The organism is Leifsonia xyli (genome assembly GCA_001647635.1).
In the GTDB taxonomy this organism is placed as follows: domain Bacteria; phylum Actinomycetota; class Actinomycetes; order Actinomycetales; family Microbacteriaceae; genus Leifsonia; species Leifsonia xyli_A.
Genome location: CP014761.1, coordinates 1,670,322 through 1,692,877, shown reverse-complemented (window position 1 = coordinate 1,692,877; position 22,556 = coordinate 1,670,322). Strand labels below are relative to the sequence as shown.

General features: G+C 70.3%; 19 protein-coding genes and 3 pseudogenes. 12 read left to right on the top strand and 10 right to left on the bottom strand.

Going from position 1 to position 22,556, the window contains the following annotated elements; translation table 11 throughout:
- The first annotated feature begins 230 nt into the window (after positions 1-230).
- Positions 231-947 (top strand): hypothetical protein, encoded by a 717-nt coding sequence (locus A0130_08350; protein ID ANF31679.1) that lies wholly within the window; start codon positions 231-233, stop codon positions 945-947.
- Here A0130_08350 and A0130_08345 read toward each other — a convergent pair.
- On the bottom strand, positions 928-2,493 hold the full coding sequence (locus A0130_08345; protein ID ANF31678.1) for a hypothetical protein: 1,566 nt from the start codon (positions 2,491-2,493) through the stop codon (positions 928-930). The two genes, A0130_08350 and A0130_08345, sit on opposite strands and share 20 nt — an antisense overlap.
- Before the next feature lie 127 nt (positions 2,494-2,620).
- Between A0130_08345 and A0130_08340 the strand changes: the two genes are divergently transcribed.
- A complete protein-coding gene (locus A0130_08340) occupies positions 2,621-3,193 on the top strand; it encodes a hypothetical protein (protein ID ANF31677.1) in 573 nt (190 codons plus the stop codon).
- A gap of 3 nt (positions 3,194-3,196) precedes the next feature.
- Positions 3,197-3,709, top strand: coding sequence for a hypothetical protein (locus tag A0130_08335; GenBank protein ID ANF31676.1), 513 nt, complete (start codon positions 3,197-3,199; stop codon positions 3,707-3,709).
- A 9-nt stretch (positions 3,710-3,718) separates the two neighbouring features.
- On the opposite strand, the gene A0130_08330 is transcribed toward A0130_08335, so the two are convergent.
- Positions 3,719-4,756: an aldo/keto reductase gene (locus A0130_08330; protein ID ANF31675.1), complete on the bottom strand. Its 1,038-nt coding sequence runs from the start codon at positions 4,754-4,756 to the stop codon at positions 3,719-3,721.
- 439 nt (positions 4,757-5,195) lie between these two features.
- Between A0130_08330 and A0130_08325 the strand changes: the two genes are divergently transcribed.
- Both A0130_08325 and A0130_08320 read left to right on the top strand, forming a co-directional pair.
- Positions 5,196-6,104 (top strand): multidrug ABC transporter ATP-binding protein, encoded by a 909-nt coding sequence (locus A0130_08325; GenBank protein ID ANF31674.1) that lies wholly within the window; start codon positions 5,196-5,198, stop codon positions 6,102-6,104.
- Between the two features lie 17 nt (positions 6,105-6,121).
- Positions 6,122-6,817, top strand: coding sequence for a hypothetical protein (locus tag A0130_08320; protein ID ANF31673.1), 696 nt, complete (start codon positions 6,122-6,124; stop codon positions 6,815-6,817).
- A 175-nt stretch (positions 6,818-6,992) separates the two neighbouring features.
- Here A0130_08320 and A0130_08315 read toward each other — a convergent pair whose 3' ends face one another.
- From A0130_08315 to A0130_08290, 6 genes and pseudogenes are all read right to left on the bottom strand, one after another.
- Positions 6,993-8,024, bottom strand: a complete 1,032-nt coding sequence (locus A0130_08315; GenBank protein ID ANF31672.1) for an SIS domain-containing protein — start codon at positions 8,022-8,024, stop codon at positions 6,993-6,995.
- Positions 8,025-8,063: 39 nt separating this feature from the next.
- Positions 8,064-8,912, bottom strand: coding sequence for an ABC transporter permease (locus tag A0130_08310; protein ID ANF31671.1), 849 nt, complete (start codon positions 8,910-8,912; stop codon positions 8,064-8,066).
- Positions 8,909-9,880, bottom strand: a complete 972-nt coding sequence (locus A0130_08305; protein ID ANF31670.1) for an ABC transporter permease — start codon at positions 9,878-9,880, stop codon at positions 8,909-8,911. Before A0130_08305 ends, A0130_08310 begins: the two co-directional genes overlap by 4 nt.
- A pseudogene (locus A0130_08300) lies at positions 9,877-11,177 on the bottom strand (ABC transporter substrate-binding protein). Before A0130_08300 ends, A0130_08305 begins: the two are co-directional and overlap by 4 nt.
- Positions 11,174-12,109, bottom strand: a complete 936-nt coding sequence (locus A0130_08295; GenBank protein ANF31669.1) for a hypothetical protein — start codon at positions 12,107-12,109, stop codon at positions 11,174-11,176. The pseudogene A0130_08300 and the gene A0130_08295 overlap by 4 nt, the downstream one beginning before the upstream one ends.
- Positions 12,110-12,292: 183 nt before the next feature.
- The gene (locus A0130_08290; GenBank protein ANF31668.1) at positions 12,293-13,492 is read right to left on the bottom strand and encodes a hypothetical protein; all 1,200 of its coding nucleotides are present in this window, start codon (positions 13,490-13,492) and stop codon (positions 12,293-12,295) included.
- A 245-nt stretch (positions 13,493-13,737) separates the two neighbouring features.
- Here A0130_08290 and A0130_08285 point away from each other — a divergent pair, with 245 nt between their 5' ends.
- From A0130_08285 to A0130_08275, 3 genes and pseudogenes are all read left to right on the top strand, one after another.
- The gene (locus tag A0130_08285; protein ID ANF33352.1) at positions 13,738-14,082 is read left to right on the top strand and encodes a hypothetical protein; all 345 of its coding nucleotides are present in this window, start codon (positions 13,738-13,740) and stop codon (positions 14,080-14,082) included.
- 65 nt (positions 14,083-14,147) lie between these two features.
- Positions 14,148-14,507, top strand: coding sequence for a hypothetical protein (locus A0130_08280; protein ANF31667.1), 360 nt, complete (start codon positions 14,148-14,150; stop codon positions 14,505-14,507).
- Between the two features lie 70 nt (positions 14,508-14,577).
- A pseudogene (locus tag A0130_08275) lies at positions 14,578-15,758 on the top strand (aspartate aminotransferase).
- An 81-nt stretch (positions 15,759-15,839) separates the two neighbouring features.
- Here A0130_08275 and A0130_08270 read toward each other — a convergent pair.
- Positions 15,840-17,141: a hypothetical protein gene (locus tag A0130_08270; GenBank protein ANF31666.1), complete on the bottom strand. Its 1,302-nt coding sequence runs from the start codon at positions 17,139-17,141 to the stop codon at positions 15,840-15,842.
- Between the two features lie 85 nt (positions 17,142-17,226).
- A pseudogene (locus A0130_08265) lies at positions 17,227-19,068 on the bottom strand (hypothetical protein).
- Positions 19,069-19,224: 156 nt separating this feature from the next.
- On the opposite strand from A0130_08265, the gene A0130_08260 reads away from it, so the two are divergent.
- Genes A0130_08260 through A0130_08245 form a run of 4 tightly spaced genes read left to right on the top strand, consistent with a single transcriptional unit; the run spans position 19,225 to position 22,539 of the window.
- A complete protein-coding gene (locus A0130_08260; protein ID ANF31665.1) occupies positions 19,225-19,734 on the top strand; it encodes an acetyltransferase in 510 nt (169 codons plus the stop codon).
- Positions 19,731-20,711, top strand: coding sequence for a polar amino acid ABC transporter permease (locus A0130_08255; protein ID ANF31664.1), 981 nt, complete (start codon positions 19,731-19,733; stop codon positions 20,709-20,711). Before A0130_08260 ends, A0130_08255 begins: the two co-directional genes overlap by 4 nt.
- Positions 20,708-21,466, top strand: a complete 759-nt coding sequence (locus tag A0130_08250; protein ID ANF31663.1) for an ectoine/hydroxyectoine ABC transporter ATP-binding protein EhuA — start codon at positions 20,708-20,710, stop codon at positions 21,464-21,466. Before A0130_08255 ends, A0130_08250 begins: the two co-directional genes overlap by 4 nt.
- Before the next feature lie 53 nt (positions 21,467-21,519).
- A complete protein-coding gene (locus A0130_08245; GenBank protein ID ANF31662.1) occupies positions 21,520-22,539 on the top strand; it encodes an ABC transporter substrate-binding protein in 1,020 nt (339 codons plus the stop codon).
- The last annotated feature ends 17 nt before the right edge of the window (positions 22,540-22,556 follow it).

The following is a 22,556-nucleotide window of genomic DNA, read 5'->3' as shown; positions in this document are numbered from 1 at the left end:
TCTGGTCACCTGTGGGTCGGGTTGGTGGTGCTTTCGGGTGGTGTGGATCGCGGATGTTCCAGTCCCGTAAAGTGACTGTTCCTCACTGATTCACAAAAGTGAGAATACATCGGTTTCACAGCCGCGTGACACCCGCATTCGGGGGGTGAGTGATACTCATTTTCGCGCGCCTCGGCCGAAACGCTGTCGGCGGCCGGGCATATGCTGGCGATATGTGCGGCAGGTTCGCGATGGACGACAAGGTCAACGCCGAGATCACGGAGTTCGTGGAGGCGACAGGCCGCCGTCCCGACGAGTGGACGGCCGACTGGGATGCCGACTACAACATCGCGCCGACCGATGACATCCCGGTGTTGATCGACTCGGCGAAGACCCGCGAGCTGCGCTTCGAGCGCGCCCACTGGTCGCTCGTGCCGTCGTGGTCGGACACCCTGAAGCTGAAGTTCCCGACCTTCAATGCCCGCGCGGAGGAGATCGCCGACAAGTCCACCTGGCGCAAGCCCGTCCAGTCGCACCGGGCGATCGTCCTGGCTCGTGGCTACTACGAGTGGCAGGGGCCGAAGGGCAGCAAGACGCCCTTCTTCATCCGCTATCCGGAGGACCGGCTGATGGGCTTCGCCGGCCTCTACTCCTGGTGGCGCGACAAGAGCAAAGCCGAGGACGACCCGGATCGCTGGGTGCTGACGGCCACCATCCTCACCTCGGATGCGGTGCAGACGCTGGCCGACATCCACGACCGCAACCCCGTCATCCTGCCCGAGGAGATGTGGCAGCACTGGATCGATCCCTCGATCGTCGGCGACCAGGCGCTTGTCGACGAGGCGGTGCGCGCGGGCGTGGCCGAGGCGTCGACGCTGCGCTTCGACCAGGTGGCGCCGTTCAAGACCAGCGACGACGGGCCGCAACTGATCGAGCCGGTCGGCCGACCTAGCGGGTCAGCTCGATGATGACGCTGCGGTGCGTGTCGATGACGCGCCCGATCTCGTCGAAGCCGATCGCCTGCAGCTCGGACATCCCCCACGTGTCCTGACCGCTCTCCGGGTCGACCACCTCGATCACCCACACCCGCTCCACCCCGTCGAATCGCCCACGGTCGGCCGCCTCACGCACCGAGTACGCGGTGTCGCCCCACCAGTCGTTGCGGTAATACGGAGTGCGGAGCGTCGGATCCTTCAGCCCGGCGAATCCAGCCGGGTAGGTGCGCATCGCAAGCCGGGGCCGCTGCGACGGCTTGGCGGACTGGTCGTACACCACCGCGTCGCCCGGCCCGGCGTTGGCCGCCATGACCGCACTGACCTCGGCCCAATCGCTGTCGTTCTTCGCGTACGGCCCGCGTTGCAGCACATAGACCGGTGCGCAGAGCGCCACGAAGACGACCGTCGTGCCCGCCGTCGCCGCCACGGTCCTCCGCGGATCGCCGCCCAGCATCCGGCCCAGCACGAGGATGCCCTCGGTCACCAGCAACGCGGCCGCCGGCGCGGCGAACGTGGAGTAGCGGCCGGTGTACATCGGGTACGCGACGTTGACGAGCAGCATCAGGCCGGTCGGCAGGAACAGCCAGGACGCGGCGACGAGGCGGGTGGACGCGGCACGGGGCCCAGGCGGCACGATCCGGGCGCGGCGCAGCCGCCACGACCGCCACGCCGGCCAGAGGCCGATCGTGATCAGGGCCCAGGCCGCCACCGCGACCCACGGCATCCCGAACCAGAGGAAGTAGTACCAGATGGCCGGGTCGTCCGGGGACGAGTTCAGGTACGCGATCTGATCCCGTTCGAGGTAGGCGACGGTGGCGACCGGGATCAGGGCGATGACGCAGGCGGCCGCGCAGATCGCCCACGTACGCAGAGTCGAGCGGGATGCGCGGGTCGCCAGCAGGATGACCGCATGAGCCACCAGCAGCGTGACGAAATACAGGAAGAGGTACGACGAGACCGCCATGCCGACGGCGTACAGCGTCCACGCGGCGCGCCGCGTCGCCGGGGAGGCGCGGCGGCGTCCGCCGTCGATCAGCCAGAGCAGCAGCAGGGTGAGCCACGCGGCGGCCGCCGCCGTGAAGGCATACGAGCGGGCCTCCTCGCCCGCATAGGTGAGCCGGGGGAGCACGCAGGCGACGATCCCGGCGACGACGGCCGCACGCGCGCCGCCTCGGCGCCCGGCGAGCAGCGTGACGGCGGCCACCGCGGCGCCGACCGCGACGGCGCTCGGGAGGCGCAGAGCGAACGGGCTCTCGCCCGCGAGTCGGATCCACCCGTGCATGAGGAGGTAGTAGAGCCCGTGCACGGCGTCGACGTGCGACAGCATCCCGAACAGGCTGCCCACCGGCCGTTTCGCCGAGAGCAGCGTCGCCGCCTCGTCGCCCCAGAGCGACGGCACCCAGCTGAACGCCGCGCAGAGCACGGTGGCGACGAGGCCGAACGAGAGCGCGATCGTCCACGGCCGCACGGCGCGCAGCGCCTGGCCTGCCCGGATGTCCGGTTCGACGAGGACGGTCATATCAACAGCTTCTAGGCGTCGGACGGGAACACGATAGAGACAACCAGACAACCCTGGGCGACGCGTGGGCGAGCACTACGGAAACTCACATCCGTCATGATCCCCGCTCTGCCACGTCGGTACAGGTGTGACCGCAACCTCTCCTGCATCCGTCCTTCCCCTGCACCGGCTCCGCGAGGCGACCGCCGAGACGCTGGCGCTGACCACGGCAGCCGCCGCCTTCATCCCGACCGGGATCGCGGCACTGATCGTGTTTTTGCTCGGCGACCACCAGGTCGCCATCTACAGCGTCGGCATGTTCGCCGCGATCGCCGCCGGAGTCGTCGCCGTGCTGACGTATGCGGCAGGGCGGTTGGTGGCCCTGCGATCGGCGCACATCGGGCCCGAGATCTCGCACCGCTCGCGCGCGTCGCTGGGCTTCGCGATCTTCGAGACGCTCGCCATCGGCATCGCGCACGGTGCGATCGTCTGGTTCATCACCCTCCTCAGCTCCGAAATGCTCGCCGCCTCCTTCCAGGGCGCACCGGTCTACGCGCCGGAGGCGGCCCTCATCGTGGGATGCGCCGGTGCGCTGGCCGCCTACACCGCGTTCTCGTCGGCGGTGCGCATGACCACCACCCTCCTCTCGGTGGTGCTCGCCCTTTTCCTGGTGTTCGGCACGACGACCGCCATGCTCACCGCGTCGAACAAGGAGTGGTGAAAGATGAACCTGAGCTCGCTCGGGACCGTGTGGGATGTGTCCGGCATCGCCTTCAACGCGACGCTCATCTTCTCGGGCGTCATGGTCGCCGCCATCGCGCGTCAGGCGACCGCACCGACCGACCCGGCGCGCGCCCTGACCCGCGGGGACTCCATCGTGCGATGGACCCTGGTGGTCGTCGGCTTCTTCCTCGCCTGCGTCGGCCTGGTGCCGGTCAACGTGTCCATCCCGATCCATAACACCGTCGCGACGGGCATGGCGGTCGTCTTCTGCGCCCTGGTGGTCGCGCTCAAGTGGCTGATGCCGACGCTGCCCATGGCGTTCATCGGACTCGGCTGGACCTTCCTCGCCGTCATCGCCGTCTGCGGTGGGCTGTTCGCGCTGGGGTACTACAACCTCACCGCGGTAGAGCTCGTGGCCGCCGTCGCGATCTTCGGCTGGATCATCGTCTTCCTCCGCGTGATCGGCGCACGTCAGGCGGACGCCGAGGCGACGATCGCGACGGCGTCCGCCTGACGCTTCCTGCTAGACCTCGCCTCGACGAGCGCCGGCCCAGAGGTCCACTCCGGCCTCGACGGCGTACTCGTCGATGGCGGCGAGCTCGTCCTGCGTGAAGTCGAGGTTGCCCAGCGCGGCCACGTTCTGCTCCAGCTGCTCGACCCGGCTGGCGCCGATGACGAGCGAGGTGACCCGATCGTCGCGCAGCGCCCAGGCGAGCGCCATCTGCGCGAGCGACTGGCCCCGGCCCTGCGCGATCTCGTCGAGCGCCCGCAGCCGGTCGACGGCCTCATCCGTGAGCCAGTCGGCGTCGAACGAGTCACCCGCCGTCGCCCGCGACCCCTCCGGGATGCCGTTCAGGTACTTGTTGGTCAGCATCCCCTGCGCGAGAGCCGTGAACCCGATCACGCCGACCCCGAGCTCTCCGGCGGCGTCGAGCAGTCCCTCGTTCTCGATCCACCGGTTGAGCATCGAGTACGACGGCTGGTGGATCAGCAGCGGCGTTCCCAGCTCGCGCAGGATGCCGGCGGCGCGACGGGTCTCCTCCGCGCCGTAGGACGAGATGCCGACGTAGAGCGCCTTGCCGGAGCGCACGGCGGTGTCGAGCGCCTGCATCGTCTCCTCCAGCGGCGTCGACGGGTCGGGCCGGTGCGAGTAGAAGATGTCCACGTAGTCGAGCCCGAGACGCTGCAGCGACTGGTCGAGGCTGGCGAGGACGTACTTGCGGCTGCCGCCGCCCTGTCCATACGGGCCGGGCCACATGTCCCAGCCCGCCTTGCTCGATACGATCAGCTCGTCGCGGTACGGCCGGAGATCCTCCTTCAGGATGCGGCCGAAGTTGGTCTCGGCGGACCCGTAGGGCGGACCGTAGTTGTTCGCCAGGTCGAAGTGGGTGATGCCGAGGTCGAACGCCCGCCGCACGATCGCGCGCTGGGTCTCGAAGGGGCGGTCGTCGCCGAAGTTGTGCCAGAGGCCGAGCGACAGTGCGGGCAGGTCGAGGCCGCTCCGGCCGGTGCGGCGGTAGATCATCTCGTCATAGCGCGAGGGATTCGCAACGTAGGTCATGTCTCAACATTCGTCCCCGTCGGCGGCGATGTCCAACTGTGATCCCCTGGCGCGACGAAGCGGCGGCCGCGCGTGTGCGCGCGACCGCCGCTTCGAGCTATCGGGGGAGGGGTCGATCAGGTGCGGGACGCGCCGCGTCGCATCCAGCCGACGATGGCGGTGATCACGAAGAACACCAACCCGAGGATGGCCAGCCAGAGGAGACCCTTGATGGCGAAGCCCAGGATGGCGAGCACCGCCCAGATCACGAGCAGAATCACGATGAGAGCAATCATGGTTACATAGGACTCCGCTTCGGGTCGCCCGTCAACGCGAGGGCGGGACCCTTGCGGACAACCCTTCTCTGCTGTATCGCGTCATCATCCGCCGTCGCCTTCGTCTACTGAGATAGAGCGGCTCCTCTCGGATCGCCGCAGCAGACGCATGAGGGAAGGGCGCCGTGATCACACTGGAACGACTGTCGAAACGCTTCGGTGAGCGGCGGGCGGTGGACGACGTCTCTGTCGTCATCGAACCCGGCCGCGTCACCGGCTTCCTCGGGCCGAACGGCGCGGGCAAGTCCACCACGATGCGCATGATCATGGGCTTCGACCGTCCGAACGCCGGTTCGGCGCTGATCGGCGGCACGGCGTATGCGGAGCTGCGCGCCCCGCTGCGCACCGTCGGCGCCCTGCTCGACGCGAAGGCCGCGCACCCGGGGCGCAGCGCCAGGAAGCACCTGCGCGCGCTCGCGGCGACCAACCGCATCCCTCTCCGACGGGTCGACGAGGTCATCGGCATGGCGGGGCTGGAGTCGGTGGCCGACAAGCGCGTCGGCGGGTTCTCCCTCGGCATGGGCCAGCGGCTCGGCATCGCCGCGGCGATGCTCGGAGACCCGGGGGTTCTCATCCTCGACGAGCCGGTGAACGGGCTCGACCCCGAGGGCGTCCGCTGGGTGCGGGAGTTCACGCGCGGGCTGGCCGCCGAGGGCCGCACCGTCTTCCTCTCGTCTCACCTGATGAGCGAGATGTCGCAGACGGCCGACCATGTCGTCGTGCTCGGGAAGGGCCGGGTGCTGGCCGACGCGCCCATCGGACAGCTCCTCGGCGCGTCGGGCGACGCGGTCCGTGTGCGCAGCCCGCGCGTGGGTGCGATCGCCGCAGCGGTGACCGGGCCGGATGTCTCCATCCACAACCTCGGCAACGACACCGTCGAGGTCCGGGGTCTGCGGGCGGAGGTGATCGGCGAGGCGGCAGCCGCCGCCGGCATCCCGCTCTACGAGCTGGCGACGGTCACCGCGTCGCTCGAGCAGGCTTACCTCGACCTGACCCAGGACGCCGTGGAGTACCGCACCGGGGGTGCCCGATGAGCGCGACGACCAGCAGGATGTCGGGCGCGCTCGAGCGCAGCGGCGTCAGCTTCGCGGGCATCCTCTCTGCTGAGTGGATCAAGCTGCTCTCGCTGCGCTCGACGTGGTGGGTGACCGTGTCGATCCTGCCGGTGACGCTGCTCATCTCCGTGCTGCTCGCGGGCATCATCGGCGACGACGACATCGCGAAACTCCGCGGGGACAAGGGCATGGTCCTGGTCGCGCAGTGCACGGGCACGGGCATCCTGTTCTCGCAGCTCATCATCGTCGTGTTGGGTACGCTCTCGATCACCTCCGAATACGGCACCGGCATGATCCGGTCGTCGTTTGCGGCCGTGCCGAAGCGATCCCCGCTGCTCGCGGGCAAGGCGTTCGTCGTCGGTCTCTGGGGCTTCGGAATCGGCGTGGTCAGCGCCGGACTGTCGTGGGCGGCATGCCTGCCCATTCTGCAGGCGCGAGGGGCATCCATCACGTTCGGCGAGCCCGGGATTCTGCTGTGGTCGGTGCTCGGCACCGGAGCAGTGCTCGGCCTCACCGCGATCTTCGCCCTCGGGGCGGGCACGATGGTGCGGTCGTCAGCGGGCGGGCTATCGGCGTCGGTCGGGGTGCTGTTCGTGCTGAACGTCATCGTGCAGATCATCGCGGGCGTGACCCAGTCCGAAGCGGTGGCCGCGATCCTGCCGTATCTGCTCAGCGGAGCGTCCGGGGTGTAGTCGGCCTGGGCAACGGGGACCTCGTCGAGTGGCAGAGCCTGCTGGTCGTCCTCGGCTGGGCGTCGGTGTCGTTCCTCGGCGGTCTGCTGGTGGCGCGCCGCCGCGACGTCTGATCCGGGATGCGACGACGGCCGCATCCCATCGGGATACGGCCGTCGTCGGGTGCCTCCGCGTCTCAGCGCACCGGCAGCTTGGTGTCGTCCTGGTGGTAGAGGAAGTCCTCCAGCGGGTACGGCTTGTGCTGGATCGCCGCGGCGATCGCCAGCTGGCCGATGACCGTCTCGACGATCGCGCGCTCGAAGATCCCCAGCCCCGCAGGCACCGTGACGACAGTGAGGTTGGGGTGACCCGCGCCCGGGATCGAGTGGGGCGAAGCCGCGGTGACCAGTACAACCCGCACCCCGGCATCGAGCACCGACGACGGGATGCTGAGCTCGCGTCCGTCGCCGAACACCACGAGCGCGTCGTCCGACGACAGCACCTCCATCGGTCCGTGGAGGTACTGGAAGGTCTCGAAGGCCGTGCTCGGCGTCCGCAGGCCTTCGCGGACCATCAGGGACAGCTCCGAGGCCGCGGTCAGCGACCCACCGCGGCCGACCACGTCGATCGTCGTCGCGTCCGCGAGGACCTGCCCGATGGTCTCGGCGATCGGCGCGTAGGCGCGGAGGGCCTCCTCCGCCAGCGACGGGATGCGCGCCGCCTCGTCCGCCGCATCCAGCGCCCCGACGGAGTCGAGCAGCAGCGCATACGCCAGGATCGTCGCCGTGAACCCGCTCGTGTAGACCGGCGAGTCGGGGAACCCGCCCAGACCGAGCACCGCATCCACCGTGTCCTTGATCGGCTGCTCGGGGAAGTTGCTGATGCCGACGCTGGTGCCCGAGGTGAGCGTGCGTGCGGCGGCGAGCGGCTCGGGGCTGCGGCCCGACTCGGACACCACGATCGACCGGTCGGCGCGCACGACGGCGAGGCCGTCCGCGACGTCCGACGCCACGAACGCCGTCGCCGGCCGGCCGGCCGCGGCGAGGGCGGCGACGAGGGTGTGCGCCGAGTTCAGCGACGCACCCATTGCGAGCACGGCGACCGAGTCATCCGCGCCCCACCGCGAGAGGCCGGCCGCCGCGAGGTCGCGCAGCACGGTCTCGTGAGCGGTGGCCAGGTTCTCGGGCTGAGCGCGCATGGCGTCGACGAAGGAGGCTTTGGGTTCCATGGGATGTGTCCTTTACGGGGTCGGTGGCAGAAGGGGAGGTCAGCCCTTGACGGCGCCGGCGGCCATGCCGCTGACGACGTAGCGCTGGAAGATCATGGCGACGATGATCGGCGGGAGGGCCGCGATGATGCCGCCCGCGGCCACGAGGCCGAAGTCGGTCGTGTAACGGCCGGCGAACTCGCTGATCGCGACCGGGAGCGTCTTCGCCGCGTTCGACGAGGTGAAGATCAGCGCGTACATGAACTCGTCCCACGCCAGGAGGAACGCGAACATGATCGCCGCGAAGATGCCGGGTCGTGCCGCGGGCAGCACGACCCGGAACAGCGCGCCGAGGCGCGAGGCGCCGTCGATGCGCGCCGCCTCCTCCAGCTCCTCCGGGATCGTCAGGAAGTAGTTGCTGAGGATCCAGAGCACGAACGGCACCACGAGCGAGCAGTCGACGATGATCAGGCCGACCACCGTGTCCAGCAGCCCCAGCGAGTTGAGGATGAGGTACAGCGGGATCAGGAGCGCGATCTGCGGCAGCATGTACGTCGCCAGGAACAGGATGAGCACCGCCTGACGGAACCGGAACCGCAGCCGCGCGAACGCGTACGCGCCGAGGATGCCGACGATCATGGACACCGCGACCGTCCCGACGGCGACGATGGTCGTGTTCGCGAGCGCCGCGCGGAACGTGGCTCCGACACTCTCCGCGCCGCCGCGGAAGATCAGCTCGTACCGGCTCCAGTCGAGGGTGTCCGGGATCCACTGCAGCGGTGTTGAGATCAGGATGCGCTGCGGCGTCACGCTGGCCACCACCATCCACCCGAAGGGCAGCAGGATGACGATCGCGACGACGAACGCCGCCAGATGGATCAGGATCGAGTTGCGGGTCGTGCGCTTCACAGCAGGCTCATCTCGGATCGGCGCAGCATGCGCAGGTAGACGAAGGTCAGCACCAGGATGACCAGCACGATGATGTACGAGAGGGCGGCGCCCATCCCGAAGTTCTGGTCCGAGAACGCGGTCGTGTAGGCGTAGTAGGCGATCGTCTGGGTGCCGTTGACGGGGCCGCCGCGGGTCATCGCGTAGATGATGTCGAACACCTTGAACGCCTCGACCGTGCGCAGCACGAGCACGATCGAGATAGACGGCACGAGCATCGGCAGCACGATGGAGCGGAAGATGCGCGGCCAGCTCGCGCGGTCCACCTTCGCCGCCTCGTACAGCTCGTCCGGGATGGACGTCAGCCCGGCGAGCAGGAAGAACGCCACCAGCGGGGTCGTCTTCCAGACGTCGGCGATGATCACCATGTTGAGCGCGAGGGTCGGGTCGCCGAGCCACGCCTGGTACTGGTCGATGATCCCGAGCTGGGTGAGGGCCGCGTTCAGCGCGCCGTACTGCGCGTTGAAGATGCCCTTCCACATCGCCGCGTTGACGATCGTCGGGATCGCCCACGGGATGATCACGATGGCGCGGAACAGCCAGCGCGCCCGCAGCTTCGCGTTGAGGAGCCCGGCGACGATGAGACCGAAGACGAGCTCCAGGGCGGTGGAGACCAGGGTGAAGTACAGCGTCCGTCCCATCGCCGCCCAGAAGCCCGGAGCGGTGAGGATGTGGACGTAGTTCTGCAGCCCGACGAACGGGGTGTCGGTCGCCAGCGCCGAGTTCACCTCGAAGAACGAGATGAGGAGGGTGCGGAGGATCGGGTAGACGATCACCCCGAACACCGCGACCGCGGCGGGCAGCAGCAGCCAGAAGGCGAGGCGCCCCTGGTTGTCGCGCTTGCGGCGGGTGCGGCGCCCACGCGGGGTGGGCGCGGGCGCCGGGTTCCGCTGCTCCGTCTCGACTCCGGCGACCGACACCGCGCTCATCCCTGGCTCGCGTTCGCGGCGGTCACCGCGTCGTCGAGGGCCTGCTGCGGGGTCTTCTTGCCGAGCAGCGCGTTCTGGAGCTCGACCTGCAGGGCCTGCGAGACCGTGTTGTAGTTCGGCACCGGCGGGCGCAGGATCATCGAGTCGTACGCCTTGCCGGCGGCCGCGAAGACCTCGGGTTCGACTTGGTGATCTCGGGCTTGGTGTAGCTCGCCTTCCAGTTCGTCATCGACGACTTCGTGTACTTGTCCTGCGTCGACTCGCTGGTCAGGTACTCGATCAGCTTCCACGCCGCGGCCTGGTTCTTCGACTTCGAGCCGATGGACAGCGCCATCGACCCGTTCACGCCGGGGTTGTCGCCGGACGGTCCCGCAGGCGGAGCGGTGACGGCGATCTGGCCGACGACCTTCGAGATCGACGGGTCGTTCTGGTCGCGGAAGGTCGACTCCCAGTTCAGCTCCATCGCGGTCTTGCCGGCCGCCATGGACTTGTCGGTGTCGTCTTCGAGGAAGGTGGTCGACGCCGGGTCGGTGAGCCCCAAGTCGATCGACTTCTTCATGAACTCGAGCGCCTGCACGCCGGCGCCCTTGTTGATGTCGAGCTTGCCGCTGGAGTCGGTGAACTGTCCGCCGTAGGCGCCGAGCATCACCGCGTAGTCGCAGATCAGCGCCTCGGCCTGCGCCCAGCTCCACGCGAGCGGGTACTGCACGACGCCCGCGTCCTTCAGCTTCTTCGCGGTCGCGAGCACGCCGTCCCACGTCTTCACGTCGTCCGGGCCCGCGCCGACCTTGGCGAGCATGTCCTTGTTGTAGAAGAACAGCTTGGTGGACGGCCCCCACGGCACCCCGTAGTACTTGCCCTTGTACTCGGCGCTGGAGAGCGCGCCGCCGAGCATGTCCTGCTTCCAGCTGGCGGGGAACTTGTCCGTGACGTCCGTGATGATGCCCTTGGACGCGAACTCGGCCGGCCAGATGACGTCCGACAGTACGACGTCGTAGGTGCCCGCCGGCGCCGAGGTGACGATCTTGTCGTGGAGCGCCTCGTACGCCACGAACGTCGGCTTGACGGTGATCTTCGGGTTCTTCTTCTCGAAGTCCTTGATCATCGTGTTGATGTCCGACTCCGAGTAGCCGGCCTGCTTCATGAACAGCGCGTTGATGGTGCCGCTGCCGCTGCCCTGGCCGCCGGACGACGTGCTCGCGCCGGTGACGCTGCAGGCGCTGAGCGCGAGTGCCGCCGTCGCCGCGATCCCGAGGGTCGCGAGAGCGCGGCGGCGCCGGGTGGATGTGATCCTCATGACTTCCTCCGTGTGTTCGATGGTGCGAAGGGGACGACGGTGGCCGCCTCCGTGAGCCGCCGGGCGAGCGCGAGGGCGCCGCGCACCGGGGCGACATCCAGCAGGTGGATGGAGTGGGTGAGCCCGCGGGCGCGCAGGCGCTCGGCGAGGGCGTCGAACAAGCGCGGCTGGTGGCTGACCACGCCGCCGGCGCAGACCACGTCGTCGCCGGCCGCGCCGCGGCGGTGCACGAGCTCGACGCTGCGCGCGAGCTCGTCGGCCGCCTGCTCGATGACGCGCGCGGCGCGCACGCTGCCGGCGTCGGCCGCCGCGAAGACCAGGGGAGCGGCGGCGCCCCAGACGGTGACGCGCGGCCGGATGCTCAGAGCCATCGAGAGCCCGACGATCTCGTCGACGCCGAAGTGGGTGAAGAGCGCGTCGGCCAGCGCATCCCGGGGCTCCTCCTCGTCGACCGCGTCGAAGAGCGAGCGGACGGCGTCGCGGACGAGCGCGGGCGCGCTGCCCGGGTCGTTGAGGATGTAGCCGTAGCCTCCCGCGTTGACGAGCGTCCCGTCCGCCCGGCGCCCGACGACCTTGCTGCCGGTGCCGGCGATGACGGCGATCGCCTCGTCGAAGCCGGCGGCGGGGCCGACCAGCTCGACGTCGTTCACCGCGAGGGCAGGGCCCTCGTGCAGGGCGGAGAGCGTCTGGGAGAAGGCCAGGGTCTGCGCCTCGCTGTCGAGGCCGTGCGCGCCGACCACGAGCGGAGCGGCGGGAGCGCCCGGCACGTGCTCGAACAGGGCGAGGAGGGCGCGGACGTTCTCCTCCGAGTGGAGCTCGCTTCCATGCTGCCAGTCGGCGGTCTTGACCGACCGGTCGAGGAGCACGGCGCCGGCGTCGTCCTCGACGCAGACGTGCGTCTTGGTGCCGCCGATGTCGATTCCGACGATCACGTCTGCTCCTCTGCCTCGCTGTAGGGAAGCCTCTTCTTTCCTATCGGAGTGAGAAGAAGTTGAGGACAAACCTAGGGTGCGGTTCCCGCGGCTGTCAATAGTTCCTCGCTCGCCGATTCGGCACGAATGGTCGCCATTCGCGCCGAATGGCGACCATTCGGCACGAATCGCGGAGTGCGGACGTCAGAAGGCGAGGTAGGCGAAGCCGTTGACCTCGGCGGCCGCCAGCTCGGCGGCTCCCAGCAGCACCGCATCCTCGCGGTGGGTCGCCGGCTCGATGCGCGGCACGCGGATGATGCGGCCGCGCAGCCGCTCCTGGATGCCCGGGATGACGGTGTCGGCGCTCCCGACGAAGCTGCTGCCGACCACCACCAGCTCCGGATCGAGCACGATGACCAGCGCGGCGACCGCGATCGCGACCATGTCGAGGATCTCGTCGGCGAGCTCCTGCGCGTCGGCGTTCCCGTCCCGGGCCAGCTCGAACACGTCCTCCGCGGTGAGGGAGCCGGACGCCGGGATGGGCATCCCGCGCTCGCGCGCCCGCTCGGTCAGCGCGAGCGAGCCGATGCGATCCTCCAGGTCGCCGCGCGCGTCGTACGAGCGCTCCAGCGACGACCGCTCCATCAGCAGGTAGCCGATCTCACCGGCCTCCGCGCGTGCACCGCGGTGCAGCTCGCCGTTGGCCACGATGCCGGCGCCGAGTCCGTTCTCGAGGAACAGCGCCACCAGGCTCGACAGCCCCCGGCCTGCTCCCGCGTGGAGTTCGCCGTAGGCCAGCGCGTTCGCGTCGTTCTCGACCACCACCGGGAGCGAGGTGCGCGCGCGGAGCAGCTCGCCGAACGGCACGCCGGTCCAGCCGAACTCGGGCATCGTGCCGACCACGCCGTCCGGCTGCTGCACCACGCCGGGCACGGCGATCCCGACGGCCAGGCACGGCGTGCCCATCGAGTCGGCCGTGGCGATGAGGTCGTCGAACAGCCGGAAGATCTTGCGCAGGCCGCGCTCCTGATCGGGCGCACGGTCCTCGCCGGCCCCGAGCGCGACCGAGCGGCGGAACACGACTTTGCCGTCGAAGTCGACCAGGATGCCGGTGACCGTCTCGGCGCGCAGCTGGATCGCCGCGACCAGCCGCGAACTGCCGGCGTAGCGCAGCAGCACCGACGGCCTCCCGCCGGTCGAGGGCTCCTGCCCGGCCGCTACGACGAGCCCGTCCTCGATGAGGGAGGCGGTGAGCCGGTTGATCGTCGCCGGGCTCAACCCGGTCTTCGCGCCGAGCTGCTGCCGCGACAGCGCGCCGGACTCGCGCAGCGCCTCGATGATGGCGGTCTGGTTGACGCGCGCGAGCGTGCTCGTCGTCGCGGTCGCACGCGTCCGCTTCGCCACCGGAGCCTCCTCATCCCGGCCGCCCATGGGCCTCGCGTGAACTTTACTATCGGAGTGGATGGATGTGCGGCATCCCTGTCGTCGCGCTCAGCATAGCGGCGCGCGTGACCCGCAGCGGGGGCACTCGAAATGGGGCGAGCATCCCTCAGCAGAGGAGGCCTACCGTGTGACCCATGTTCCGGTTCCCCCGCGCAGCGAGCCGGCGGCGGCCTGACCCCGCCGTCGGCTCGCTGCTGGCCGGAGCGATGGCCGGCGGCATCCACGACATCTATGGGCACACGGTGACCTTCGTCCCCGAGGACCTCGTCTTCGTCGACCGCCTGTTCGTCGACCTGCGGACCGAGGACGGCTTCGTCGGCGACGAGTTCACGGTGCAGAGCCTGGGCTGCCTGATCGGCGAGATCCTGGTGCGCACCGACGGCGGCCACTGGAGCACGGCGCGGCGCCGCGGGTCGCGCGACGACGCGATGCTCGAAGTGGTGCTGCCCAACGGGCGGGCGGTCGACCCGATCCGCGCCGCGTACGACTGCGCCGGCGGCGGCGAGGACGCGTCCGTCATCCGCTTCCGCCAGCTCGCCCTCGCGTCCTGAGCCGACTCCCGGGGCGCCGCAGGTTCTGGCTAGCCGAGCGCGACCGCAGCCTCCATACTGCGGGCATGAAGCGGACGTTGAGCTTGTGCGCCGTCGCGGCGGTCTCCCTGGCTGCCCTCGCCGGGTGCGCCCCGAGCAGCTCGTCGTCGTACGTCGGCACGTGGACATCCGACCGGCCGGCCGGCACCCAGCTCCAGCTGAAGGACGGCGGCGACCTCTCCGGCAACGACGGCTGCAACGCGATGAGCGGACAGTGGACCGAGTCCAAAGGCAGGATCACCTTCAGCAAGCTGGCCGTCACGACCAAGGCGTGCCCCGACGTCGACCCCTGGCTCTCGAAGGCGGCCAGCGCCCGCTCCGACGGCGACACGCTCAACGTCTACGACTCCGCCGGGACGCAGGTGGGGGTGCTCGACAAGAAGTGACGCCGCCGCTTCACTACGCTTTTTGACGCCCCGGGTCGCATCCGTGACCGCCCTGCGGCACAGTGACGGGATGAGCTTCGGACCGGCACGTTCCCTGGAGCAGCTCTTCGCGACCAGGTCGAGCATCAAGTGGCGCCGCTACCCGCGGATGTGCTGCCGGTGTTCGTGGCCGAGATGGACTTCGACGTCGAGCCGGCCATCCTGGATCGCGTCGCCGAGATCCTCCGCCACTCCGACACGGGCTACCTCGACTCGGCCGGTCCGCTCGCCTCCGCCTTCGCGCGCTTCGCCGATGAGCAGTGGGGCTGGCAGGTCGACCCGGCGACGGTGCACCTGGCGACGGATGTGACGGTCGGCGTGGTCGAGGCGTTGCGGCTGGACCTGCCCGAGGTCGGCGGACGCGTGGTGCTGACGCCTCCGGTGTACCCGCCGTTCTTCGAGATGGTGGACGAGGCGGACGCGGTCGCCGTCACCGTGCCGCTGCTCGAGGACGAGAACTGGTCGCTCGACCTGGCCGGCATCGAGCGTGCGTTCGCCGACGGCGCGGACGCCCTCCTGCTGTGCAACCCGCAGAACCCGACCGGACGATGTCACAGCCGCGCGACGCTCCAGGCGCTCGCCGCCCTCGCCGCCCGCTACGACGTGTTCGTGGTCAGCGACGAGGTGCACGCGCCGCTCGCCCATCCCGGAACGGTGTTCACGCCGTTCGCCCCTGTCGCCCGCGCCGCCGGCGCCCGTGCGGTGACGGTCACCTCGGCCAGCAAGGCCTGGAACCTCGCCGGCCTCAAGTGCGCGGTCGTCGTCGCCGCGGACGACCGGTCCGCCGAGCTGTTGACCGCCCTGCCGGAGGAGCTCGCCGCGCGCACCAGCATCCTGGGCCTGCACGCGAACATCGCGGCGTTGTCGTGCCTGTCGTGGCGCGACGACCTCGTCGGTCTGCTGGTGTCCAACGTGGCGCTGCTGGAGGCGGAGCTCGCCCGGCAGGCGCCGTCGGTGCGGGTGGTCCGGCCGGACGCGGGGTACCTCGCGTGGCTCGACTTCCGCGACACCGGCCTCGGCGACGACCCCGCCCGCGTGCTGATCGAGCAGGGCCGCGTGGCGCTCAACTCCGGCCTCGCGTTCGGCGAGCCCGGACGCGGCTTCGCCCGCATCAACCTCGCGTGCAATCCGTCGACGGTCGTCGAGGCGGTCCGCCGCATCGCCGCGACCGTCGCGGCCGCGCCCGCCCGCCCCGCCGCCCTCGCCGGCTAGCGTGGGAGAAAGGGCTCGAAATCTCCGCCCGGCCGCGGCCGGGATGGAGTTTCGTGCGAGATCGGCCTGGATCTCCGACGATCAGGCCCCCGCGGCGGTCAGGGCGCGGGCGAGGTCGTCGAGGATGTCGCGCGGGCTTTCGAGGCCGATGGAGAGGCGGATGAGGCCGGGGGTGATGCCCGCGTCGGCCTGCTCCTCGGGCGTCAGCTTGGCGTGGATGGTGCTGCCCAGGTGGATGGCGAGCGTGCGGACGTCCCCGATGTGCGTCATCGGCGAGATCAGCTCCAGCGCGTCGATGAACCGGCGCGCCGCATCCCGCCCGCCGGCCAGGTCGATGGAGACGATGGATCCGGCCCCGCGCGGCAGATACCGCTGCGCCCGCTCGTAGTACGGGTTCGACGGCAGCCCGGGGTAGTGGACCGTCGCGACCTCCGGCCGCCGCTCCAGCCACTGCGCGACGGTCTGCGCGGTGGCGACGTGCCGGTCCATCCGCACCGACAGCGTCTCGATGCCGTGCAGCAGCAGGAACGTGCTGGTCGGCGGCACGGTCGGCCCGTACTCGAGCACGATGACGCTGCGCACGTACGCCAGGTACGCACCCGAGCCGAACCGCTCCACGAACGACGGGACCCCCGGCCGCGGCGGCTCCGTCAGCTGCGGGAAGCGCGCCCCGGCCGCCGCCCAGTCAAAGGTCCCCGCGTCCACGATCGCACCGCCGATGACCGACGCGTGGCCGGACAGCCACTTCGAGGTCGAGTGGATGACGATGTCCGCGCCGTCCTCGATCGGCCGCCACAGGTACGGGGTCGGGACCGTGTTGTCGACGACCAGCGGAACCCCGGCCGCGCGGGCCAGACCCGCGATCCGCCGGATGTCGACCACCTGGCCGAGCGGGTTCGGAAGCGTCTCGGTGTACACCGCCTTCGTATTGGCGCGGATGCGCGACGTCCACTCGTCGTCGTCTGCGTCGTCCGGCACGTACTCGAACTCGATGCCCTGCCGCGCGAGCACGCCGCGGAACATCTCGCGCGTCCCCTCGTACAGCGAGCGCGTGGCCAGGATGTGGTCCCCGGCTCCTGCGAGCGCGCTCAGCGCGGACGCGATCGCGGCCTGCCCGCTGGCCACGACGATCCCGTCGACCCCGCCCTCGAGGTCCGCGATGCGGCGCCCGGCGACCGCGTTGGTGGGGTTCTCGTTGCGCGAGTAGGCCCGGTAGGCGCTGCGGCCGGCGAACCGCTCCTCGCCGTCGTCGAAGCTGTCGAAGACGTACGCCGCCGTCTGGTAGATCGGCGTCACCCGGGACCGGGTCTCGGAGTCGACGACGGCTCCTGCGTGGATCTGGCGGGTCTCGAAATCGAGCGGGCGGCGGGGTTCGTCCGGCATGGGGTCACTGTAGTGACAGCACCGGCGACGTGCCAGGCGATGTTGCGCTGTGCGTCGCCGCACGGTCAGCGACCAGCCGGTGCACCGCCTGCGCGACCCGGTCGTTCTCGCGGAACGACAGGGCGTTCGTGCCCGGCCGCGCGAAGGCCCCGGCGAAGGGCGCGTCGGTGAACGGCCCGATCGCCCAGCGGCGGGGATGCGGTGCGCCGGTCGCGTCGAGCACCCGCGCGTCGTCGGGGTGCACGCGCAGCATCCCGTGCCGGAACGATCCGGCGCCGCTGACCGCCAGGTCGCGGAGCGCGCGGTTGTCGGTGCGGTCGGCGTGCGCGGCGGGCAGCCAGGCGTCGACGAGGGTGCGCGTCAGCACCGACCCGTCGACCGATGGGCTGGAGACGCGGAACGCCCTGGCCTCCTCGTCAGCGGTCACAACGAGGTCAGCCCCCGCGAACTCGACGACCCCGGCGTCGGAGAGGGCAAGCAGTTCCTCCAGCCGGTGCCCGGGCGGCCCGGAGGCGACGTAGCTGAAGTACGCCGGCCACCAGCCGTGGAGGTCGCGCGTGCGCGACTCGTCCGTCCAGGCGGGGGAGGCGCCCACCGGCGCCAGCGCGAACATCGTCTGCAGCAGCGCGAGGAAGAGCCCCAGCGTCTCGCTGTGCTCCGCCGCGGTGCGCCGGTGCAGGTCGTCGCGCAGGTGCTCCCGCAGGCGGCGCTGCAGCGCCTCGCGCGACGCGAAGCGCTCCCCGGCGAGCGGCCGGTCGAACGCGCCGAGGTGGAGGTGGTCGGACGGGTCCGGGAGGGATGCGGCCAGCAGGTCGCGGTACGCCGCCGACCGCGGGTCGACCCCGTCCAGCTCCGCCCGGAAGCGCTCCCAGGCCACGGCGACCCGTTCCGGATGCCCGGTGAACAGCTCGCGGTAGTAGCCGTGCAGCAGCTCTCTCTCGACCAATGGCCAGACGTCGCGGCGGAAGTCGAGCGTCCCGGGGTCGCGCGTCAGCCGCGCGACCACCTCGGGCGTGAGGTACCGCAGCGACGGCGCCTCGCCCGCGAGGGTCGAGGAGATCTTCGAGCGATACGGCACGCCCCGCCGCGACCCGATGAGGATGCGCGGCTCGCGCCCGCTCGGCCGGTAGCGGAGGCCGTCGTGGTGCCACTCGAAGCGTCCACCGCGTCCCTGCGTCAGGAGCACGACGAGGTCGACGGCGGCCAGTCCCATCCCGCGCACGGCGACCGTCTCGCCGGCCGGGATGCCGGACAGCTCGGCGTCGGCGGTGAACGCGGGCGGCTGGTAGTGCAGGCCGTGACGGTCGGCGAAGGCGGCGAGGGTGGCGGCCTCTCCCGACGGCTCGCTGCCGGTGTGCCCCAGCGCGTACACGACGGCGTCGGCGCGGAGCACCGTGCCGTCGGCGAGCCGGACCGTCTCGTGCTCCCCGTCGTCCGTCACCGCGACGACCTCCCCGGTCCGCCGCACGACGGTCGCGTCGGCATCCAGCGCGGCGATGGCCCGGCGTAGGAACCAGTCAAGGTAGCGGCTCTGCAGCCTCCGGGTCGGGAAGTCTCCCCGGCGCAGGCGCGCCAGCTCGGCCGCGACGCCCGGATCGCCGACCTCCGCGTCCGCGATGCGGCCGTCGCGCACGCCCTCCACCCACTCCAGCAGAGACGGCCCGGGGACGACGGGCCCGTCGACCGCGCACGTGTCGTCCGTGAACATCGTGACGTGCTCGACCATCGAGTTCAGCTTGAGCAGTGGCGACTGGTCGTGACGCCAGATCCGTCCGGGTCCGGCCGGGAACGGGTCGATCAGGTGGATCACGACCGGCGGCCTCTCCGCGGAGGCCGACCGCGCCGCCGCGAACCGCTCCAGCCAGCCGACGGCGCGCGGACCGGCGCCGACGACGGCGATGGACGAGGTCGGGGACGTGGTGGGCATCGGGTCACCCTGCATCGCGAGCGCGGTCCGGGCAAGCGTCCGTGACGCCGTGTTTCGCGGGCGTCGCAAACCGTAACCATCGTTACCGCGGCGCGCGAGATGCCCTCTACGGTCATCCGAAACATCCGCTCCCACCCCGCGAGAAGGAGGCATCCGGTGACCGTCACGAACGTCGACGCCGACGAGTTCCGTTATGTCGAAGCGACCGATCCGCTGGCCCGGCCGCTGCTGGACGAGCTCGAGTACGAGTACGACACCCGCTACGGCGACTTCTTCGGCGAGCGCGCTTCGACCGAGCTGAACCGCTACCCGGCCGAGCTGTTCGCACCGGCCCAGGGCGGCGCGTTCGTGCTGCTGCTGCGCGCGGGGGAGCCCATCGCCGGAGGCGCGTTCAAGCGGCTCGACGAGCACACCGCCGAGCTGAAGCGCATCTGGACCAGCTCGCGCCACCGCCGCCAGGGCCTCGCCCGCCGGATCGTGAACGAGCTGGAGTCCGAGGCGGTGCGCCAGGGCTACACGAAGGTCTACCTCACGACCGGCCCGCGCCAGCCCGAGGCGAAGGCGCTGTACCTGGCCGCGGGATACCGCCCCCTGTACGACACGGCGCTCGAGCCTGAGCAGGTCGGCATCCATCCGTTCGAGAAGACGCTGGGGGTGGAACGATGAGCGCCGCCACGACCGTGGAGGCGAGCGCGGTCACCGCCCCCGCCGTCCCCGACGGGATCGACCTGCGCCGCCTGGCCGAGCGCCCCATCCTCCCGCTCCGCCACCCCGGCCGCTGGATCGCCGCCGCCCTCGTGCTCGTCCTGCTGCTCAACTTCGGTCAGACGCTCTTCACCAACCCGTCGTGGGAGTGGGCGAAGGTGGGGAAGTGGCTGTTCAGCCCGGCCATCCTCACCGGGCTGCAGCTCACGCTGGTCGCGACCGCGATCTCGGCGGTCGTCAGCTTCGCGGGCGGCATTGTCGTCGCCCTCGGCCGGCTCTCGGCGAATCCGGTCCTGAGCTCCGTCAGCTGGCTCTACGTCTGGCTGTTCCGCTCGGTGCCGCTGATCCTGGTGCTGATCTTCCTCTACAACCTCGGCAACCTGTACCCGACCATCGGCATCGGCATCCCGTTCGGTCCGCAGTTCGAGGTCAAGACCGTGTCGGTACTGTCCGAGCTCACGCTCGGCGTCATCGGCCTGAGCCTGAGCGAGATCGCGTACAGCTCCGAGATCGTGCGAGCCGGTGTGCTCTCGGTCGACCAGGGGCAGCACGAGGCGGCGAAGGCGCTGGGCATCCCGCGCGGGCGCCAGTTCCGGCGGATCGTGCTGCCGCAGGCCCTGCGCTCGATCGTCCCCGCCTACGTGAACCAGATCATCGGTCTGCTGAAGGCCAGCTCCCTCCTCTTCTACGTGTCGCTGCTCGACCTGTTCGGCGTCGTCCAGAACCTGGGCAGCACCTACCCGACGGACATCATCCCGCTGCTCGTCGTCGCGACCATCTGGTACCTCGTGCTGACCAGTGTCGTGTCGGTCATCCAGTACTACGTCGAGCGGTTCTACGCGCGCGGCGCCGTCCGGTCGCTGCCGCCGACGCCGCTCCAGCGCGTCCGTCGTCGGCTCGCCGGCTGGTCGAACAACCGTCTGGACGGTGCCGCGTGACCGCCGGGATCGAGATCGCGAACGCCACCAAATCGTTCGGCGACAAGCCCGTGCTGCGCGGCGTCGACCTGACCATCGAGGCGGGGACGGTCACCGTCGTCCTCGGCCCGTCCGGCTCCGGCAAGTCGACCCTGTTGCGCGCGATCAACCACCTGGAGCCGCTCGACGAGGGCTACGTCGTCGTCGGTGGCGAGCTGATCGGCGTGCGCGTGCATCGCGGCCGGCTGAAGGAGCGGAGCGAGAAGGAGATCCTGCGGCAGCGCGCCCGGATCGGATTCGTGTTCCAGAACTTCAACCTGTTCCCGCACCTCACCATCCTCGAGAACGTGTCGGAGGCCCCGATCGCGCAGGGCACGCCCGCCGCGGTCGCCCGCGAAGAGGCGCTCGCGCTGCTCGCCCGGGTCGGCCTCTCGGACAAGGCGGCCGCCTACCCGCGGCAGCTCTCGGGCGGACAGCAGCAGCGCGTCGCCATCGCCCGCGCGCTCGCCCTGCGACCGGACGTGCTGCTGTTCGACGAGCCGACGTCGGCCCTCGACCCGGAGCTGGTCGGCGAGGTGCTCGCCGTCATCCGCTCGCTCGCGGGCTCCGGCGCGACCCTCGTCGTCGTCACCCACGAGATCGGCTTCGCCCGCGAGGTCGCCGACCGTGTCGTGTTCCTCGACGACGGCCGGATCGTCGAGCAGGGCAGCCCCGCCGACGTGCTCGACGACCCGCGCGAGGAGCGCACCAGAGAGTTCCTGAGCCGCGTCCTCTGAGGGCACGGTCTCTGAACGCAATCGCACCATCCCACCCACCAAGGAGAACCCGCATGTCATCCCCTCGTTCGCTCCGACGCCGGCTCGGCGTCCCGGGCGCGGTCCTCGCGTCGGCCGCCCTCGTCGTCTCTCTCGCGGCCTGCTCGGGGCAGGCGTCAGCCGAAGACGGCACATCCACCGCCGGCAGCGTCACCATCGCCGCGCACACCAACGGCGCCGGCACCGAGACGTCGATCAAGGTCGACAAGGTCGACTCCATCGCCGCCGAGGTGCCCGACGCCGTGAAGAAGCGCGGCACCCTCGTCATCGGCGTCGGCGCCCTGCCCGCCGGCTTCCCGCCCCTCGCCTTCACCGGCGACGACCAGAAGACGCTGACCGGCTCCGAGCCCGACCTCGGCCGCCTCGTCGCCGCCGTCCTCGGCCTCAAGCCCGAGGTCAAGAACGCGACCTGGGACAACCTGTTCGTCGGGATCGACACCGGCGCGACCGACGTCGGCTTCTCGAACATCACCGACACCGAGCAGCGCAAGGAGAAGTACGACTTCGCCTCGTACCGCAAAGACGAGCTCGCCTTCACCGTCCTCAAGAAGGACAAGTGGGAGTTCGACGGCGACTACCAGAACCTCGCCGGCAAGACCGTCGCCGTGAGCGCAGGCACCAACCAGGAGAAGATCCTGCTCGAGTGGAAGGCGAAGCTCGAGGCCGCCGGCAAGTCGCTCGACCTCAAGTACTACCCGGACGCCAACTCCGTCTGGCTCGCACTGAACTCGGGCAAGATCGAGGCCTACTTCGGCCCGAACCCGACCGCCGCGTACCAGAACACGCAGAGCGCGTCGTCGGCCAATCCGACCCGCACCGCGGGCACCTTCTCGGGAGCCGGGGAGACCCTCCAGGGCCTCATCGCCGCCACCGTGAAGAAGGACAGCGGTCTCGACAAGCCGATCGCGGACGCCATCAACCACCTCATCGAAGGCGGCCAGTACGCGAAGTGGCTGAAGGCCTACAACCTCACCAACGAGGGTCTGCCGAAGTCGGAGATCAACCCGCCCGGGCTCCCGCTCGACAACCAGTGACCGACGAGACGAACGGC